Source organism: Azospirillum sp. TSO22-1 (genome assembly GCF_003116015.1).
Lineage (GTDB): Bacteria > Pseudomonadota > Alphaproteobacteria > Azospirillales > Azospirillaceae > Azospirillum.
In genome coordinates this window covers 20,785-38,716 of the sequence record NZ_LGQZ01000026.1, presented here as the reverse complement: position 1 = coordinate 38,716, position 17,932 = coordinate 20,785, and the positions used below count along the sequence as shown (strand labels likewise).

Genomic DNA, 17,932 nt, shown 5'->3' with positions numbered 1-17,932 from the left:
TTTCTATGCCGTTGTCCGCACTTTGCAAACCCCCGGCGTGGATGCCTTGACCGAAATCAGTTGCGCCTCGCCGTCACCACCATCCGCCGGCTCTCCGGCGTCCACGCCGCGTCCTCGAAATCCCCCGCCAGCGTCTCCATTGCGAATCCCGCATCGGCCAGCATCGCCTCCAGCTCGTCGCGGACGATCATCCGCCAGCGGAAGGCGAAGTCGGTGCTATGCACCGTGCCGTCGGGCAGCAGCTCGTCGTACCAGCCGCAGACGCGCTGCCGGCGCTGCGCGTCCAGGCCGGTGTTCATCGCCATGCGGACGTAGCGGTTGCCGGTGTCCGGCGCGGTGCGCGGTTCGGAGGGGGCGGGGGTGCGCTCGGGCTCCAGCGGCAGGGTCGAGGGGTTCATCACGTCGAGCGCCAGCACCGCCCCCGGCGCGGCGTGGGCGGCGATGGCGGCCAGGGTGGCGCGCTCGTCCTCCGGGTCGGGGATCAGCATCAGCGTGTTGAAGGGCAGCAGCGCCAGCGGGAAATCCCGCACCGGCAGGTCCAGGGTTGCGGCGTCCTGCTGCACCACGTGGACCCGCGCCCGCACGGATGCCTCCTCGCGCTCCAGCTTGGCGCGCAGCTGGGCAAGCATGCCGGCCGAGACGTCCACCGCCCACACCTCCAGCCCCATCCGGGCCAGTGGGATGCTCAGCCGGCCGGTGCCGGCGCCGACCTCCAGGATCGGGCCGCCGACGCGGGCGGCCACTTCCTTGTACCAGGCGACATCCCCGAGGATGCCGATGCGCTCCAGCTGCACCACCTGCTCGGGGCGCGGGTCGCCGGTCTCCAGCGACGGGTAGTCGCCGTCGTAGTAGCGGACCGCCGCATCCTCGTCGGGCACATCCCTGTTCATAAGACGAGACCCTATACCCGGAAAGCCCGAGCGGCTAGGTTGGCGGCCATGATCGTCCTTGGAATCGAAACGAGCTGCGACGAGACGGCGGCGGCCATCGTCACCGACGCCCGGGAGATCCGTGCCGACGTCGTGCTCTCCCAGATCGCCGACCACACCCCCTACGGCGGCGTGGTGCCGGAAGTGGCGGCGCGCGCCCACCTGGAACACCTCGACGGGCTGATCCGTCGCGCGCTGGACGAAGCCGGGATTGGGCTGGGCGATCTTGACGCGGTGGCGGCGACCGGCGGGCCGGGGCTGATCGGCGGCGTCATCGTCGGCGTCATGACCGCCAAGGCCATCGCCGCGGCGCGCAAGCTGCCCTTCGTCGCCGTCAACCACCTGGAAGGCCACGCGCTGACGGCGCGGCTGACCGACGACGTGGCGTTTCCCTACCTGCTGCTGCTGGTCTCCGGCGGGCACTGCCAGCTGCTGGTGGTGGAGGGTCCGGGTGCCTACCGGCGGCTCGGCACCACCATCGACGACGCGGTGGGCGAGGCGTTCGACAAGACCGCCAAGCTGATCGGCCTGGGCTACCCCGGCGGCCCGCAGGTGGAGACGGCGGCGGCCGAGGCCACCGATCCCGGCCGCTTCACGCTGCCGCGGCCGATGCTGGGGCGGCCGGGCTGCGACTTCTCGTTCTCCGGCCTGAAGGCGGCGGTGCGCCGCGCGGTGGAGGAGCTGCCGAAGCCGCTGACGCCTGAGGATCGCGCCGACCTCGCCGCGGCGTTCCAGCACGCGGTGGCCGACGTGATGGTCGACCGCTGCAAGCGCGCCATCCGCACCTTCAAGGCCGCGCACCCGCAGGGCGGCGCGCTGGTGGTGGCCGGCGGCGTGGCGGCGAACAAGGCGCTGCGGGCGCGGCTGGCCGGGCTGGCCGAGAAGGAGGGTATGCCCTTCGTGGCGCCGCCGCTGCGGCTGTGCACCGACAACGCGGCGATGATCGCCTGGGCGGGGATCGAGCGGCTGCGGCTCGGCCAGACCGACGGGCTGGATTTCGCGCCGCGCCCGCGCTGGCCGCTCGATCCCACCGCCAAGCCGGCCATCGGCCGGCCGGACGTCGGTGCAGGAGTGAAGGCATGAGCGCCGTGACCTTTCGAACCGCCACCCGCGACGACGTCGAGACGGTGGTGCGCCTGCTCGCCGCCGACAGCATCTCGACCGGCCGCGACGCCTGGACCCCGGAACTGGCCGGCGCCTACTACGCCGCCTTCGACCGCATGACGGCGCAGGGCGGCAACCGCGTGCTGGTGGCGGAGCTGGACCGGCGGATCGTCGGCTGCTTGCAACTGACGATCCTCCAGGGCCTGTCGCGCCGCGGCGTGCCGCGCGCCCAGGTGGAGATGGTGCGGGTGGATGAATCGCTGCGCGGCCGCGGCATCGGCTCGGCGCTGCTGCGCCACGCCATGGAGGAGGCGCGGGCGGAGGGCGCCACCATGATGCAGCTGACCACGCAGGTGGTGCGCGCCGACGCGCAGCGCTTCTACAAGCGGCTGGGGTTCGCCGCGACGCACGTCGGCATGAAGGTGGCCCTGGACGCGCCCGGGGCGGCGTCCTAAACAGCGGCAGAATCGCATCGGGGGGCAGGGGTATGGCAGCGGAGGCCAGGTCTTTCACGCGCATCGGCGTCGTCGGCGGCGGCGCCTGGGGCACGGCGCTGGCGCTGGCGGCGCTGCGCGCCGGTCGGGACACGCTGCTGTGGGCGCGCGAGCCGGCGGTGGTCGAGGCCATCCGCCGCGACCGCGAGAACCGCGACTACCTGCCGGGCGTGCCGCTCCCCGCCGGGCTGGCGGTGACCTCCGACCTCGCCGACCTCGCGGGCTGCGACGCGCTGCTGCTGGTCACCCCGGCGCAGCACCTGCGCCCGGCCTGCGCCGCGCTGGCACCGCACCTCAAGCCCGGCGCGCCGACGGTGATCTGCGCCAAGGGCATCGAGATCGACACCCAGGCGCTGATGCACGAAGCGGTGGAGGCGGCGCTGCCCGCCGGCACGCCGCTCGCCATCCTCTCCGGCCCGACCTTCGCCGCCGAGGTGGCGCGCGGCCTGCCCACCGCGGTGACGCTGGCCTGCCGCGACGCCGCCATCGGCACCGCGCTGGTCGAGGCGCTGGGCAGCCGCACCTTCCGCCCCTACCTGACCGACGACGTGGTCGGCGCGCAGATCGGCGGCGCCGTCAAGAACGTGCTGGCCATCGCCTGCGGCGTGGTCGAGGGGCGCAAATTCGGCGACAACGCCCGCGCCGCGCTGATCACCCGCGGGCTGGCGGAGATCACCCGGCTGGCGTTGCGCCTCGGCGCGCGGCCGGAGACGCTGATGGGGCTGTCGGGGCTGGGCGACCTGACGCTGACCTGCTCCAGCCTGCAGTCGCGCAACATGTCGCTGGGTGCGGCGCTCGGCCAGGGCCGCACGCTGGACGAGGTGCTGGGCGAGCGCCGCTCGGTGGCGGAGGGCGTGTGGACCGCCCGCGCGGTGGTAGCGCTCGCCGCCCGGCTGGGCGTCGAGATGCCGATCTGCGCGGCGGTGGACGCCATCCTGAACCGCGGCGCCAGCGTCGACGAGACCATCCAGGGCCTGCTGGCCCGGCCGTTCCGCGAGGAGGCGGTGTGAAGGCCCCCGGGGCGGCGCTGCTGCTGGCGCTGCTGGCGCCGCCCGCCCTGGCGCAGTCGCGCGCCGAGCTGCCGGGTCTCGGCGCGGTCGACCGGCGGGTGCCGGTGGCGGTGGCGGAGGAGCCGTGGCGCTCGCTGGCCAAGGTGCAGAGCAGCACCGGGCCGCATTGCACCGGCGCGCTGATCGCCCCGCGGCTGGTGGTCACCGCGGCGCACTGCCTGTACAGCAAGCATACGCAGCGCATGGTGCCGGCGCAGGCGTTGCACGTGCTGTTCGGCTACCAGGGCGGGACCTTCCGCACCCACGTCACGGTCGAGCGTTACGCGCTGGACGATGCCGACGACCGCGCCCGGACCGGCGCGGTGGGCACCGACTGGGCGCTGCTGACGCTGTCGGCGGAGCCGCCGGTGCCGGTGCTGCCGCTGGCGGTGCAGCTGCCGCCGCCCGGGCTGCCGGTGGCGCTGGCGGGGTTCAACCAGGACAAGGCGCAGCGCCTGATGGCCGACACCGCCTGCCGGGTCACCGGCCGCGCCGCCGTGGGCGGGGCGCCGCTGGTGCTGCACGACTGCTCCGGCACCCGCGGCACCAGCGGCGGGCCGCTGCTGACGCGGCGCGACGGCCGCTGGGAGGTGCTGGGCATCGCCGTGGCGGTGGGGGCGGAGGCCAACGTCGCGGTGCCGGCGGCGACCTTCGCCCGCCACCTGCCCTGAACGGGGCCTTTCGGGCGGGCCGCGCTTGCGCTACCGTCCGGGCGGTCAAGAAACCGGAGGGTTCCCCAGCATGCTGTTCATGTTCCACTGCACCGACAAGGCCGGTGCGTCCGAGGTGCGCGCGTCCAACCGCAACGCCCACCTCGACTACCTGGAAGCCCACAAGGAGCAGATCTTCGCCGCCGGCCCGCTGCTCGGCGACGACGGCGCCTCGATGGTCGGCAGCCTGCTGGTCGTCGAGTTCGAGGACAAGGCCGCCGCCCAGGCCTTCGCCGACAACGACCCCTACGCCAAGGCCGGCCTGTTCGAGAAGGTCGAGATCCGCCCCTGGCGGCGCGTGTTCCCGAAGGCCTGACGGGAGACGGCGCGCATGGCCCGCTGGCTTCTGAAGTCCGAGCCCTTCAAGTACTCCTGGGACCGCATGGTCGCGGACGGCCGCACCCACTGGGACGGCGTGCGCAACCACCAGGCCGCCAACAACCTCAAGGCCATGCGCGTCGGCGACCGCGCCTTCTTCTACCATTCCAACGAGGGGATGGAGGTGGTCGGCGTGGTCGAGATCGCGCGGGAATACTACCCGGACCCGTCCGACGAGGCCGGCCGCTTCGGCATGGTCGATGTGTCGCCGGTGGAACCGGTGAAGACGCCGGTCACGCTGAAGCAGATCAAGGCCGACCCGGATCTCGCCGGCATGGCGCTGGTGCGCCAGTCGCGCCTGTCGGTGTGCCCGGTGACCGACGCCGAATGGGCGCGGGTCTGCGAACTGGCGGGGATCGAGGCGTGAGAGAGGCCCGCCGGGGCGCCGGCGGGCCCTTTTTCTTAAAGATCAGCAGCGGCCGGGCCGCAGGGTGCCGTTGCAGTTGCTGATGTCGCCGCCCTGGTAGCGCTGGATGCCGCGCAGCTCCGACTGCACCGCCCGGCCGTTCCGGGTCTGGCAGGTGGCGTACAGCGTGTCGCCGGAGACGCTGACGTCCGTGCAGCTGCGCAGGTAGCTGCCGCCCGGCGCGTAGCCGTCGCTGGCGCCGTAGCCGCCGTTCCCGTAGCGGTCGCCGCCGTAATAAGCGCCGCCCTGGCCGCTGCAGGCCAGCCGCCCGTTGATGTTCTCGATGCCGCCCGAGCAGTCCATGGCGTTGCGCAGCGACGACTGCACCGCCCGGCCGTTGCGGGTCGCGCAGGTGGCCGACAGCGTGTCGCCGCGCATCCGCACGTTGTCGCAGGTTTCCAGGTAGGAGCCGTCGGGCACGCCCTGCGCCGACGCCGCACCGGCGGCCATCGCCACGGCGAAGGCCATGCAGGCAAAGACCTTCATGGGTACGTCCTTTTCCCTGTTGCGCGTGCCGGTCGTGTCGCCGGCATCCGTGTTCCGCGCCTATGAACGCTTCGATGCCTGAAATTGTTCCGCGAAACGCGTGTGCGGGCACGCGGAAGAGGCACCCCGTCGGAGGTGGCGGGAGGCGACGCGTCGGGAAAAGGGAAGGGGCGGCGCCGTTCCGTCTATTCGGCCGGCACCGGCTCGACGGTCGCCTGGAAGTCCTGCGCGGCCTGCATCATGCGGCGCGACAGCGCCCGGATCTCCGCCGCCGCGTCGGCGTAGCCCTGCCCATCCTTCGGCAGATCCTTCGGCAGGGCGGCGAGCGTGGCGTCGATCACCATCAGGCTGGTGCGGTTGCTCATCTGACTGAGCCGGCCGACGATGTCGGACCCACCCTTGCCGTCCGCGCTGGTGGTCCTGCTCATGGAAAGCCCCGTCCGACTGCTGGTCTTCGATGGTCGCGGAGGCTAATCGAACCCGGTTAAGGGGCGGTTAAGCACCGTCGTGCACGCGCGAATCGTCTGGTGGTGCGACAAACGGTCGCGCCACATTCGAACTATGCGCAGACCGTTCCGGATACGAAATTGCGCTGCAACGCACAAAAATCGGCTGGCCCATTCGGCTGGGGGGCTAAAGTCCAGGGCCGTGCGACTTGTGGAACCCTCGCCGTGTGTGGATAATGCCGGCCAAACGGTGGGCGGTCATAGGCCGTCCCACAACGCCTTCGGGCACAACCAGAAGTCAGCGGGGGAATCGCAAGCTAATGACCGACAACACGTACTTTCCCGTGAAGCCGGAGATCGCCAAGGCCGCCTGGGTCGACGAAGCGAAGTACAACGCCATGTACGAGCAGTCGCAGAAGGATCCGGAGGGCTTCTGGGCTGAGCACGGCAAGCGGGTCGACTGGATCAAGCCGTACACCAAGGTGAAGGACGTCAGCTTCACCGGCGACGTTCACATCAAGTGGTTCCACGACGGCACGCTGAACGTTTCGGCGAACTGCATCGATCGCCACCTGGCCAAGCGCGGCGACCAGACCGCCATCATCTTCGAGGGCGACGACCCCGGCGTCTCCAAGCACATCACGTACAAGGAGCTGCACGAGAACGTCTGCCGTCTCGCCAACGTTCTGAAGAAGAACGGCGTCAAGAAGGGCGACCGCGTCACCATCTACCTGCCGATGATCCCCGAGGCCGCGTACGCCATGCTGGCCTGCGCGCGCGTCGGCGCCATCCACTCGATCGTGTTCGGCGGCTTCTCGCCGGACAGCCTGAAGGACCGCATCGTCGACTGCGACAGCCACTTCCTCATCACCTCGGACGAGGGCCTGCGCGGCGGCAAGCGGGTTCCGCTGAAGGCGAACGCCGACAAGGCGGTGGCCGCGGCCCCGGTCGTCAAGAACGTCCTGGTGGTCAAGCACACCGGCGGCGACGTGGCGTGGACCGAAGGGCGCGACCTCTGGTACCACGAGGAGATCGCCTCGGTCTCCGCCGACTGCCCGCCGGAGGAGATGAGCGCCGAGGACCCGCTGTTCATCCTCTACACCTCGGGCTCGACCGGTAAGCCGAAGGGCGTGCTGCACACCACCGGCGGCTATCTGGTCTACGCGTCGATGACGCACCAGTACGTCTTCGACTACCACGACGGCGACGTCTACTGGTGCACGGCGGACGTGGGCTGGGTCACCGGCCACAGCTACATCGTCTACGGCCCGCTGGCCAACGGCGCCACCACGCTGATGTTCGAGGGCGTGCCGACCTATCCGGACGTCTCGCGCTTCTGGCAGGTGGTCGACAAGCACAAGGTCAACATCTTCTACACCGCGCCCACCGCCATCCGCTCGCTGATGCGCGAGGGCGAGGGGCCGGTGAAGAAGACCTCGCGCGCGTCCCTGCGCGTGCTGGGTTCGGTCGGCGAGCCGATCAACCCCGAGGCGTGGCTGTGGTACTACAACGTGGTCGGCGACGGCCGCTGCCCGATCGTCGACACGTGGTGGCAGACCGAGACCGGCGGCATCCTGATCACCCCGCTGATCGGCGCCATCGGCCAGAAGCCGGGTTCGGCCACCAAGCCGTTCTTCGGCGTCAAGCCGATCGTCGTGGACAACGATGGCGCGATCCAGGAAGGCGCGACCGAGGGCAACCTCTGCATCGCCGACGCGTGGCCGGGCATGATGCGCACGGTGTACGGCGACCACGAGCGCTTCGTGCAGACCTACTTCTCGACGTTCAGCGGCTACTACTTCACCGGTGACGGCTGCCGCCGCGACGAGGACGGCTACTACTGGATCACCGGCCGCGTGGACGACGTGATCAACGTGTCCGGCCACCGCATGGGCACGGCCGAGGTGGAGAGCGCGCTGGTGGCGCACCCGAAGGTCGCCGAGGCGGCCGTGGTGGGCTATCCGCACGACCTCAAGGGCCAGGGCATCTACGCCTACGTCACGCTCAACGCCGGCGAGGCGCCGACGGAGGAACTGCGCAAGGAGCTGGTGAACTGGGTCCGCAAGGAGATCGGCCCGATCGCCTCGCCCGACCTGATCCAGTGGGCGCCGGGCCTGCCGAAGACCCGCTCGGGCAAGATCATGCGCCGCATCCTGCGCAAGATCGCCGCCAACGAGCACGACGCGCTCGGCGACACCTCGACGCTCGCCGATCCGGGCGTGGTGAACGAGCTGGTCGAGAACCGCATGAACCGCGCCTGATCCATCGGATCAAACGCGTACGCTACGGACCAGGGGCCTTCGGGCCCCTGGTTTCGTTTCGGGGCTTTCGTTTCGGGGGGTCAGTCCGGCCGGAGCCAGCCGTCCGGCCAGTCGTCGAAGTCGCCGATCTCCCGGCCGTCGATGATCAGCGTGTAGAGGGCCTCCGCCGGGAAGTCGTTGACGCGGACCAGCCACGCGCGGCCGTCCACGGTGGCGGCGTAGGGGAACTCCGCCCGTCCGGTGGGCTGCCAGGACAGGGGCCTGCGCAGGCTGTCGCCGAGGGTCATGGGGATGCGCTCGCCGGTTTCACGCCGTACGTCTTGTTGTAGCCGGCATCCGTCCGGTTGGCGCTGCCGACGATGGCCTCGTACGCGGCGTCGCCCTGCAGGCCCTTCTCGCGGTTCTGGGCGACCAACTGGTCAAAGGTCGGGCCGTCCGGATTGCCGTACTTTTCCCGGTCGCGCGCCCGCAGGACCGCGACCTCCTGCTTGTTCCGCATGTACGCGCGCGCCTCGATCCGCGCTTCGTGGCGGATCTCATACGCCCGGCGCGCCCGCTCCTCGGCGCCGAGACCCTGGCGCTGCCACTGCCCGTCCAGCAGCGGGATGACCGCGACGCGGTCGTTGTACCATTGCCGGATCTCCGCGTTGGTCTGCGGGTACTGGACGGCGTCGGCGGCCGTGGACTGGGCGACGTCGCCCGCCTGCACCGGCACCGGCCCGGACCACACCAGCAGCAGGGCGGCCAGGGCGAACAGCAATCGTCGAAAAGCGTGCATGGTGAGCGCTCACGTCCGTAGGGTTGCGCCGGCCGGAACGACCGCGCGCAACCCTACAGTACGTCGCGCCGAACCCAATCTCCAGACGCTCCGGGGGCGCGGATCACTTTGCCGAGCCGTCTGACGATCCTGAGCCGGCGGTCTCGCCCTTCAGGCCGGTCTCGCCCTTCGCCGCGTCGGGAACCCGGCCGATCGGCCCCTGGTCCTTGGTCTCGATGGCGTTCTTCTGCTTGTCGGTGCGGCGCTCGCCCATCCGGTTGTTGTCCTGGTCGCCGGTGCCGAACCAGGACTCGCCCTGGATCGCCGGGGGCGTGCCGAGGTCGCTGCCCTTGCCGGTGCCGCCGTCGGCGCCCTTGCCGTCCTGCGCCGCCAGCGCGGCCGAGCCGAGCATCACCGCCGCGGCCGCGGCCAGGCCGGTCCAAACCGTCCGCATCGCGTTCTCCTCCGTGGTTGGTTGGGGAGGGGAACGCGCGGCGCGGGTTCGGCGTTCCGTCCGGCTTGACCTTCGTCAGGTCCGCCGGCCGGGTCGCCCGCTAGGATGGCGCCGCCGTTCCCCAGGGAGACCACGATGCTGCGCCGCCTGTCCGTTCTCGCGATCCTGCTCGCCACCAGCCTGCCCGCCGGGGCCGAGACCCTGGCCTGCCCCGACATGAGCACCGCCGTCCAGGCCGGCTCCTGCCCGACGAAAGCCGAACTGGAGTACGGCTTCGACACCTATTGCGCCGCCGACGCGCGGATGATGGACAAGGAGACGGTCTGCAAGGACTTCGAGGTGTACCGCGCGCTCAAGGACACGTCGCTGTGGGAGGCCGGGACGTTCCAGGGCTACCTGTCCTGCAGCCTGACGCCCGAGCGGATCCGCACCGCCAAGCCGGTCTCCGTCGCCGTCGGCCGCGCCGGCACCGTGCAGCGGGTCGCCTGCACCTACGACAACGAGACGGTGATGGCCGCCCGCACCCGCGCCGCCTGCACGCCGAACGGTCCGGCCAGCGTCGACTGCCCGGCGCGCTGAGGCCGCCTCAGCCCTCCGCCCCGGCGCACCAGGAGCGCCGCCGCTCGCCGTGGTAGGGGCGGACCAGCCCGGCGTCGAGCAGCGACTGCGACAGGTCGGCCCCGGTCGAGGTGAGGACGCGGGCGCGCACCCGGCCGCCGTACTTGTCGGCCTGCACCTCCAGCAGCCGGGCGCGGCCGTCGGCCAGCAGGCGGCGGGCGAAGTCGCGCGCCGCCTCGGCCTTCTCCTTTTCCTCGGGGCAGTGGGCGCGCATCTCCGGCGCGTCGATGCCGGACAGCCGCACGTGCGTCTCCACCGCCTGGCCCAGCCAGATGGTGGCGCGCACGGCCAGCGTGTCGCCGTCCAGCACGTCGAGGACCTCCGCCGGGATCGGGCCGGGGAGCGGCGCTGGGCCGGCGTGCGCGCCACCATCTGGCTGGGCCAGCAGAAGCGCGGTCAGGAGCAGGGGCAAGCGCATGGCGGCAGCCTCTTCGCCAACGGGCATCGCGCCCGGAACGCACGAAGGCTACGCTCAAGCCAGGAACGGATCAAGCACGTAATAGGTATCAGGTCCTGCACACAAATGTGTGCAAGGTGATAAATCCTAGAAATCCGAGCAGCGGCCCTTGAACTCCCAGTCGCCGTAGCGGGTCGGCTCCGGACCCTTGGGGCCGCCGATCTCGCCGGGCTTCTGCTCGGGGCCCTTGAGCAGGGTGTCCGCCGGGGGCGTCGTTTCGACGCTGGCCGGCGTCTTGGAAACCGTCGTGTCGTCGCTCATGATCCTTCCTCGCCGTCCTCTTGAACGGGGCATCGGGCCAAGCCCATATCACCTTACGGGTAAGGACGGGAAGTCCCGTCCGCGCACATGCCAGGGCATATTTAGGAATTCCAAGGGGTTATGACCAGCTATCTGAAGACCACGGTGCTGCTCGCCGGCCTGACCGCGCTGTTCGTCGGCATGGGCTACCTGCTGGGCGGGCAGGGCGGCATGATGATCGCCTTCGTCATGGCGTTGGGCATGAACCTCTTCACCTACTGGAACTCCGGCAGCATGGTGCTGTCCATGTACGGGGCGCAGGAGGTGGACGCCACTTCCGCGCCGCAGTTCTACGGCATCGTCCAGCAACTGGCGCAGCGCGCCGCGCTGCCGATGCCCAGGGTGTACGTCATCCACTCCGGCCAGCCCAACGCCTTCGCCACCGGCCGCAACCCGGAGAACGCCGCCGTCGCCGCCACCACCGGCCTGTTCGACAGGCTCAGCGCCGAGGAGATCGCCGGCGTCATGGCGCACGAGCTGGCGCACGTGAAGAACCGCGACACGCTGATCATGACGGTCACCGCGACCATCGCCGGCGCCATCTCCATGCTGGCGAATTTCGGGATGTTCTTCGGCGGTTCGTCCTCGAACGACGAGCGCGGCGGCAACCCGCTGGGCTTCGTGGGATCCCTGCTGATGATGATCGTGGCGCCGTTCGCGGCGATGATCGTGCAGATGGCGGTCAGCCGCACCCGCGAATACGAGGCCGACCGCATCGGCGCCGAGATCTGCGGCCGGCCGGACTGGCTGGCCACCGCGCTGGTGCGCATCCACGAGGGCGTGGCGCACACCGTCGAGCCGCACGCCGAGGCCAACCCGGCCACCGCGCACCTGTTCATCGTCAACCCGCTGCACGGCCGCAGCTTCGACAGCCTGTTCTCGACGCACCCTGCGGTGGAGAACCGCGTGGCCCGGCTGCACGCGATGTCGGGCTACGCCCCGCAGCCATCCGGCCCGTGGGGCGGTGCACGGCGCAGCCCCTGGGGCTGACGCGACACCCTTACCGATTGCGTGAATTCCGGCCCGCGACTACCCTGCCTCACCCCTTCGAATGGGGTGGGGCATTTGGGGGAAGCATGGCCGAGAATCAGAAGTTCCGTCTCGTCACCCGGTCCGACTTCGACGGGCTGGTGTGCGCCGTCCTGCTGAAGGAGCTGGACATGGTGGACGACATCAAGTTCGTCCATCCGAAGGACATGCAGGACGGCAAGGTCGAGATCACGGCCCGCGACATCACCACCAACCTGCCCTACGTGGAGGGCGCCCACCTCGTCTTCGACCATCACCTGTCGGAGACGATCCGGGTCGGCAAGAAGCCCAACCACATCATCCACCCCGAGGCTCCCTCGGCCGCCCGCGTCGTCTACGACCATTTCGGCGGCGCGGCGCGTTTCCCGCGCGTGTCGGACGAGATGATGCGCGCCGTGGACCAGGCGGATTCCGCGCAGTACGACCGCGACGACATCCTGAACCCCACCGGCTGGACGCTGCTGAACTTCCTGATGGACGCGCGCACCGGGCTGGGCCGCTTCCGCGAGTTTCGGGTGTCCAACTACCAGCTGATGATGGAGCTGATCGACTACTGCCGGCAGCACAGCATCGACCAGATTCTCGACCTGCCCGACGTCAAGGAGCGCGTCGACCTCTACACCCAGCACCGCGCGCTGTTCGAGGAGCAGCTGACGCGCTGCGCCCGCGTCGAGGGCAACGTGGTCGTCCTCGACCTGCGCAACGAGGAGACGATCTACGCCGGCAACCGCTTCATGATCTACGCGCTGTACCCGGAGACCAACATCTCGATCCACGTGCTGTGGGGCCTGAAGCAGCAGAACACGGTGCTGGCCTGCGGCAAGTCGATCCTGGACCGCTCGTCGAAGACCAACGTCGGCGCCCTGATGCTGGAGTACGGCGGCGGCGGCCACCACGCGGCCGGCACCTGCCAGATCGACAACGACAAGGCGGAGGCGACGCTGGCGGAGATCGTCGGAAGGATGCGGGCGGACGGATAAGGCGGTCCTCGACACCCCGCCCGCGGCGCGCTACATCCCGGGGATGACCGACGCCACCCTCGCCGCGCGCGTCGTCGCGCTGGACCTCCTGCGCGACGTTCTGCGCAAGACCCTGCCGTTCGACGATTCCTTCGACGCGCACCCCAAGCTCAAGGAGCTGGAGCCGCGCGACCGCGGCTTCGTGCGCATGCTCGTCTCCACGATGCTGCGCCGGCTCGGGCAGATCGATGCGCTGATCTTCGGCTGCCTCGACAAGCCCGGCCTGCCCAAGGCCGTCGTGCACGACGTGCTGCGCCTGGGCGCCGCGCAGCTGGTGTTCCTCAACACCCCGGCGCACGCTGCGGTGGACACCACGGTGGAGCTGGCGGTCGCCGCCGGCGCGCCGCAGTACAAGGGCCTGATCAACGCCGTCATGCGCCGCCTCGCCCGCGAGGGCGCGGAGGCCGCCGGCCAGCAGGATGCCGGACGGCTCAACACGCCGGACTGGCTGTGGCTGTCCTGGCGGCAGGCCTACGGCACCGCCCGCGCCCGCGCCATCGTCGAGGCGCACCTGCACGAAGCCCCGCTCGACATCACCGTGAAGACCGACCCGGCCGCCTGGGCCGAACGGCTGGAGGCCACGCTCCTGCCCACCGGCTCGCTGCGCCGCGCGGCCGGCGGCTCGGTGACCGAACTGCCCGGATTCGACGAGGGCGCGTGGTGGGTGCAGGACCTCGCCGCCTCGCTGCCCGCCAAGCTGATCGGCGACATTGCGGGCAAGCGCGTCTACGACCTGTGCGCCGCCCCCGGCGGCAAGACGGCGCAGCTCTGCGCCGCCGGCGCCGAGGTGACCGCGGTGGACCGTTCCGCCAAGCGGCTGGAGCGGGTGCGCGAGAACCTCGCCCGCCTGCACCTTTCGGCCGAGCTGGTCGCCGCCGACGTCGCCACCTGGGATCCGGGCGCGCCGGCCGACGCCATCCTGCTCGACGCGCCGTGCACCGCCACCGGCGCCATCCGCCGCCACCCCGACGTGCAGCGCCTGAAGACCGCCGAGGACGTGGCCAAGCTGTCCCGCGCCCAGGGCCGTCTGCTGGCGCACGCGGTGGACCTGCTGGCGGTCGGCGGCACGCTGGTCTACTGTACCTGCTCGATTCAGCCGGAGGAGGGCGAGGCGCAGATCGACCGCCTGATCGCCAAGGACCCGCGGGTCGAGCGCGTGCCGGTCACCGCGGACGAGCTGGACGGCCTCGCCGAGCCGATCAACGAGCGCGGCGAGGTGCGCTCGCTGCCGGGCATGCTGCCGGACAAGGGCGGCATCGACGGCTTCTTTGTGGCAAGGCTGAGACGGTCGTCATAAACGTTAACGCCTCTCTTGCGGGCTTCGCGGCGAATTGATACGACACGAACCATGTCCTTGATGAATCGTCGCCGCGCGCCCGTCCTCGGCCCGGCCGGCCCTGCTTGCCGCGGGCCGGGGTGAGCGCCATGTCCGGGTCGCGCGACACGTTCGGCCGGTTCCGCGAGGGCGTCGCCCAGATCGCCTACGGCAATCCCATTTACCAGCTGACGCTCGGCGGCCGCACGCCGACGGCGTTGTCGGTGGTGCCGCCGGACCCCTGGCCGGGCGACGTCGACGCCGGCACGATGCTGCTCTCCGGCATCTACCGCTTCGCCGGACAGAAAGTCACCGGCCACCCGGCCGGCGAGCCGGAATGGCGGCCGCAGGGCGCCAGCCCGTTCTGGATCGCCGCGCTCAACGGGTTCGAGTGGATGCGCGACCTGCGCGCCGTCGGCGGCGACCAGGCGCGGCGGCTGGCGCGCGCGCTGGTGCTGTCGTGGATGGACCACAACAGCTCGTGGAACGCGCAGACCTGGGCGCCGGAGGTGCTGGGCGCGCGCATCTCCACCTGGATCGGCCTGCACGACTTCTACTGCGCCTCGGCGGACGACGAGTTCCGCATGCGCGTCTTCGACAGCCTCGCCCGCCAGACGCGCCACCTCGCCCGCGTCACGCCGGGCGTGCTGGAGGGCGCCGACCTGCTGGCGGCCGTGAAGGGCCTCGCCTACGGCGGCCTGTGCCTGCCGGGCAACGAGAAGCTGGCCGGCGACGCGCTGCGCCTGCTGGAGCGCGAACTGCCGCGGCAGGTGCTGCCGGACGGCGGCCACGTCGAGCGCAACCCCTCGGTCCAGCTGCGCGTGCTGCGCGACCTGATCGACCTGCGCGCCGTGCTGCGCGTCGCCCGTGTCGACACGCCGGAGGCGCTGCAGCACGCCATCGACCGCATGACGCCGGCCCTGCGCTTCTTCCGCCACGGCGACGGCGGGCTGGCGCTGTTCAACGGCGCGCGCGAGGACGACCCGGCGCTGATCGACGCCGTGCTGGCGCAGGCCGACGCCCGCGGCCGGCCGCTGAAGAGCGCGCCGCACACCGGCTTCGAGCGCCTCATCGCCGGCCGCACGCTGGTGCTGATGGACGCCGGCGCGCCGCCGCCGCCGGGCGTGGACGCCCGCGCCCACGCCGGCACGCTCTCCCTGGAGGTCTCCGTCGGCAAGGAGCGGCTGATCGTCAACTGCGGCGCCCACGCCGCGCCCGTCGGCCCCTGGCGCGCCGCGCTGGCCGGCACCGCGGCGCACTCCACCGTGTCGATGGCCGACACCAACTCGGCGGAAGTGCGCGAGGACGGCGGCCTGGGCCGCCGGCCCAGCCACGTGTCGTGCGAGCGGCAGGAGGTGGACGGCGCCGTCCTGGTGATGGCGACGCACAACGGCTACGCCCGCAACTTCGGCTACCTGCACCGCCGCCGCATCTACCTCGGCGAGAACGGCGAGGACCTGCGCGGTGAGGATCTGCTGGAGCCGGTGCTCGGCGCCAACCCGGCCCCGCAGCCCTTCACCGTGCGCTTCCACCTGCACCCTGCGGTGCAGGCGTCGGTGATCCACAACGGCCAGCAGGTGCTGCTGCGGCTGCCCAGCGGCGCCGGCTGGCGCCTGCACGCGGCCGGCGGCCTGCTGGACCTGGCGGAGAGCATCTATCTCGCGTCGGGCGACGAGCCGCGCCGCGCCGCGCAGATCGTGCTGACCGGCCATGCGGACGCCAACGGCACCACGGTGAAATGGGCCTTGCGCCGCGAGCGCAAGGGGGCGTAAATCCCGCCGCAAATTCCGCAAACGACCCGTTCCCCGGCGGCTCTCCAAGGAGGCCTTCGCTCAGCATCCTTTTTCCGTCATCCCCGCGAAAGCGGGGATCCATGCTTCGCAACGACGGTGCGCATGGGAAACGACTGGATCCCCGCCTTCGCGGGGATGACGGTGTTGGAAAGTGCGGGTGCTGGGCAAAGGCCTCGGTAGGTGGACGCAGGGGACTGCAACAGGAGCCCACGCCGCCATGACCGCCGATACCGTCCGCATCACCCGCGCCCTCATCTCCGTGTCCGACAAGACGGGCCTCGTCGCCCTCGGGCAGGCGCTGGCGGCGCGCGGGGTGGAGATCCTGTCCACCGGCGGCTCGGCGCAGCGCCTCGCCGAGGCGGGCGTGCCGGTCAAGGAGGTCTCCGACCACACCGGCTTCCCGGAGATCATGGACGGCCGCGTCAAGACGCTGCACCCGCGCATCCACGGCGGCATCCTGGCCCGCCGCGACACGCACGCCGCCGCCATGCAGCAGCACGACATCCCGCCGATCGACCTTGTGGTGGTCAGCCTCTACCCGTTCGAGGCGACGGTGGCGAAGGGCGCCGGCTTCGAGGACTGCGTCGAAAACATCGACATCGGCGGCCCCGGCATGATCCGCGCCGCCGCCAAGAACCACGACTTCGTCGCCGTGGTCACCGACCCCGAGGACTATGAGGATCTGCTGGGCGAGCTGGAGCGCAACAGCGGCGCCACCACGCTGGCGCTCCGCAAAAAGCTGGCGCAGCGCGCCTACGCCCGCACCGCCGCCTACGACGCCGCCATCTCCGCGTGGTTCGCCGGCCAGCTGGGCGAGACCTTCCCACCGCGCCACGCGATCTCCGGCTCGCTCAGCCAGACGCTGCGCTACGGCGAGAACCCGCACCAGCAGGCGGCCTTCTACGTCACCGGCGAACAGCGCCCGGGTGTCGCCACCGCCATCCAGCTCCAGGGCAAGGAGCTGTCCTACAACAACCTGAACGACACCGACGCCGCCTTTGAACTGGTCGCCGAGTTCGAGCGTCCGGCCGTCGCCATCATCAAGCACGCCAACCCCTGTGGCGTCGCCGAGGGGGCCAACCTGCTGGAGGCCTACAACCTCGCGCTCCGCTGCGACCCGGTCAGCGCCTTCGGCGGCATCATCGCGCTGAACCGCTCCCTCGACGCCGCGACCGCCGAGGAGATTTCCAAGCTGTTCGCCGAGGTGGTGATCGCCCCGGACGCCGACGACGCGGCGCGCACGGTGCTGGCCTCGAAGAAGAACCTGCGCGTGCTGCTGACCAAGGACATGCCGGACCCGGCGGCGCCGGGCATGATGATCAAGGCGCTGTCCGGCGGCTTCCTGCTGCAGAACCGCGACTCGGGCCGCGTTTCCACGGCGGATCTGAAGGTCGTTACCAAGCGCGCGCCGAGCGAGCAGGAGATGCGCGACCTGCTGTTCGCCTTCCGCGTCGCCAAGCACGTGAAGTCGAACGCCATCGTCTACACCAAGGACGGCGCCACCGTGGGCATCGGCGCCGGGCAGATGAGCCGCGTGGACTCGGCCCGCATCGCCGCCATCAAGGCGGCCGAGGCCTCCAAGGCCGCCGGCATCGCCGAGCCGCTGACCAGGGGCTCGGTGGTCGCGTCGGACGCCTTCTTCCCGTTCGCCGACGGCCTGCTGGCGGCGGCCGAGGCCGGCGTGACGGCGGTGATCCAGCCCGGCGGCTCGATCCGCGACAACGACGTGATCGCCGCCGCCGACGAGAAGGGCCTGGCGATGGTCTTCACCGGCATGCGCCACTTCCGGCATTGAGCGATGCGTTGCCCTCCCCCTGCTCCGCAGGGGGAGGGAGGGACCCGCGCGTCGCGCGGGAGGGTGGGGGCTACGGCCTCACCGAACTATCAGGATCTTTGCGGGGGCCGTAGCCCCCACCCAACCCTCCCC

Annotated in this window: 21 protein-coding genes; 13 read left to right on the top strand and 8 right to left on the bottom strand. The window is 71.1% G+C overall.

What is annotated here, in order from left to right; genetic code table 11:
* Positions 1-56: 56 nt before the first annotated feature.
* Positions 57-878: a class I SAM-dependent methyltransferase gene (locus TSO221_RS07465; protein ID WP_158284021.1), complete on the bottom strand. Its 822-nt coding sequence runs from the start codon at positions 876-878 to the stop codon at positions 57-59.
* A gap of 60 nt (positions 879-938) precedes the next feature.
* Between TSO221_RS07465 and tsaD the strand changes: the two genes are divergently transcribed.
* From tsaD to TSO221_RS07435, 6 genes are all read left to right on the top strand, one after another.
* A complete protein-coding gene (gene tsaD, locus TSO221_RS07460) occupies positions 939-2,012 on the top strand; it encodes a tRNA (adenosine(37)-N6)-threonylcarbamoyltransferase complex transferase subunit TsaD (protein WP_109117856.1) in 1,074 nt (357 codons plus the stop codon).
* A complete protein-coding gene (locus tag TSO221_RS07455) occupies positions 2,009-2,488 on the top strand; it encodes a GNAT family N-acetyltransferase (RefSeq protein ID WP_109117855.1) in 480 nt (159 codons plus the stop codon). Before tsaD ends, TSO221_RS07455 begins: the two co-directional genes overlap by 4 nt.
* A gap of 32 nt (positions 2,489-2,520) precedes the next feature.
* Positions 2,521-3,537 (top strand): NAD(P)H-dependent glycerol-3-phosphate dehydrogenase, encoded by a 1,017-nt coding sequence (locus TSO221_RS07450; protein ID WP_109117854.1) that lies wholly within the window; start codon positions 2,521-2,523, stop codon positions 3,535-3,537.
* Positions 3,534-4,247, top strand: coding sequence for a trypsin-like serine protease (locus tag TSO221_RS07445; RefSeq protein WP_158284020.1), 714 nt, complete (start codon positions 3,534-3,536; stop codon positions 4,245-4,247). The genes TSO221_RS07450 and TSO221_RS07445 overlap by 4 nt, the downstream gene beginning before the upstream one ends.
* A 70-nt stretch (positions 4,248-4,317) precedes the next feature.
* Positions 4,318-4,602 carry a YciI family protein gene (locus TSO221_RS07440; RefSeq protein WP_109117852.1) on the top strand — a complete coding sequence of 95 codons (285 nt, stop codon included), beginning with the start codon at positions 4,318-4,320 and terminating at the stop codon, positions 4,600-4,602.
* 15 nt (positions 4,603-4,617) lie between these two features.
* Complete coding sequence (locus TSO221_RS07435; RefSeq protein ID WP_109117851.1) at positions 4,618-5,031, top strand: EVE domain-containing protein; 414 nt, start codon at positions 4,618-4,620, stop codon at positions 5,029-5,031.
* 42 nt (positions 5,032-5,073) lie between these two features.
* On the opposite strand, the gene TSO221_RS07430 is transcribed toward TSO221_RS07435, so the two are convergent.
* Both TSO221_RS07430 and TSO221_RS07425 read right to left on the bottom strand, forming a co-directional pair.
* Entirely contained in the window at positions 5,074-5,556 is a 483-nt protein-coding gene (locus TSO221_RS07430) for a CVNH domain-containing protein (protein ID WP_109117850.1), read from the bottom strand.
* Positions 5,557-5,741: 185 nt separating this feature from the next.
* A complete protein-coding gene (locus tag TSO221_RS07425) occupies positions 5,742-5,984 on the bottom strand; it encodes a hypothetical protein (RefSeq protein ID WP_109117849.1) in 243 nt (80 codons plus the stop codon).
* A gap of 338 nt (positions 5,985-6,322) precedes the next feature.
* On the opposite strand from TSO221_RS07425, the gene acs reads away from it, so the two are divergent.
* Positions 6,323-8,263 carry an acetate--CoA ligase gene (acs, locus tag TSO221_RS07420; protein ID WP_109117848.1) on the top strand — a complete coding sequence of 647 codons (1,941 nt, stop codon included), beginning with the start codon at positions 6,323-6,325 and terminating at the stop codon, positions 8,261-8,263.
* A gap of 80 nt (positions 8,264-8,343) precedes the next feature.
* Here the strand turns inward: acs and TSO221_RS07415 are convergent, their stop codons facing one another.
* The 3 genes from TSO221_RS07415 to TSO221_RS07405 all read right to left on the bottom strand — a co-directional run bounded on the left by TSO221_RS07415 (position 8,344) and on the right by TSO221_RS07405 (position 9,474).
* Positions 8,344-8,550: a hypothetical protein gene (locus TSO221_RS07415; protein ID WP_109117847.1), complete on the bottom strand. Its 207-nt coding sequence runs from the start codon at positions 8,548-8,550 to the stop codon at positions 8,344-8,346.
* Entirely contained in the window at positions 8,547-9,041 is a 495-nt protein-coding gene (locus TSO221_RS07410; RefSeq protein ID WP_109117846.1) for a hypothetical protein, read from the bottom strand. Before TSO221_RS07410 ends, TSO221_RS07415 begins: the two co-directional genes overlap by 4 nt.
* A 103-nt stretch (positions 9,042-9,144) precedes the next feature.
* On the bottom strand, positions 9,145-9,474 hold the full coding sequence (locus TSO221_RS07405) for a hypothetical protein (RefSeq protein ID WP_109117845.1): 330 nt from the start codon (positions 9,472-9,474) through the stop codon (positions 9,145-9,147).
* A 135-nt stretch (positions 9,475-9,609) separates the two neighbouring features.
* Here TSO221_RS07405 and TSO221_RS07400 point away from each other — a divergent pair, with 135 nt between their 5' ends.
* Positions 9,610-10,053, top strand: coding sequence for a hypothetical protein (locus tag TSO221_RS07400; RefSeq protein WP_109117844.1), 444 nt, complete (start codon positions 9,610-9,612; stop codon positions 10,051-10,053).
* Positions 10,054-10,060: 7 nt separating this feature from the next.
* Here the strand turns inward: TSO221_RS07400 and TSO221_RS07395 are convergent, their stop codons facing one another.
* Both TSO221_RS07395 and TSO221_RS07390 read right to left on the bottom strand, forming a co-directional pair.
* Positions 10,061-10,510 (bottom strand): thermonuclease family protein, encoded by a 450-nt coding sequence (locus tag TSO221_RS07395; protein ID WP_247877948.1) that lies wholly within the window; start codon positions 10,508-10,510, stop codon positions 10,061-10,063.
* A gap of 126 nt (positions 10,511-10,636) precedes the next feature.
* The gene (locus tag TSO221_RS07390) at positions 10,637-10,810 is read right to left on the bottom strand and encodes a succinate dehydrogenase assembly factor 4 (RefSeq protein ID WP_109117842.1); all 174 of its coding nucleotides are present in this window, start codon (positions 10,808-10,810) and stop codon (positions 10,637-10,639) included.
* A gap of 120 nt (positions 10,811-10,930) precedes the next feature.
* Between TSO221_RS07390 and htpX the strand changes: the two genes are divergently transcribed.
* The 5 genes from htpX (at position 10,931) to purH (ending at position 17,800) form a co-directional block, all read left to right on the top strand.
* Positions 10,931-11,839 (top strand): zinc metalloprotease HtpX, encoded by a 909-nt coding sequence (gene htpX, locus TSO221_RS07385; RefSeq protein ID WP_109117841.1) that lies wholly within the window; start codon positions 10,931-10,933, stop codon positions 11,837-11,839.
* A gap of 86 nt (positions 11,840-11,925) precedes the next feature.
* Entirely contained in the window at positions 11,926-12,858 is a 933-nt protein-coding gene (locus TSO221_RS07380) for an exopolyphosphatase (protein WP_109117840.1), read from the top strand.
* Between the two features lie 43 nt (positions 12,859-12,901).
* Positions 12,902-14,194, top strand: a complete 1,293-nt coding sequence (locus TSO221_RS07375) for a transcription antitermination factor NusB (protein ID WP_109117839.1) — start codon at positions 12,902-12,904, stop codon at positions 14,192-14,194.
* Positions 14,195-14,322: 128 nt separating this feature from the next.
* Positions 14,323-15,984: a heparinase II/III family protein gene (locus TSO221_RS07370; protein ID WP_109117838.1), complete on the top strand. Its 1,662-nt coding sequence runs from the start codon at positions 14,323-14,325 to the stop codon at positions 15,982-15,984.
* A 238-nt stretch (positions 15,985-16,222) separates the two neighbouring features.
* Positions 16,223-17,800 carry a bifunctional phosphoribosylaminoimidazolecarboxamide formyltransferase/IMP cyclohydrolase gene (gene purH, locus TSO221_RS07365; protein ID WP_109117837.1) on the top strand — a complete coding sequence of 526 codons (1,578 nt, stop codon included), beginning with the start codon at positions 16,223-16,225 and terminating at the stop codon, positions 17,798-17,800.
* Positions 17,801-17,932 lie beyond the last annotated feature (132 nt).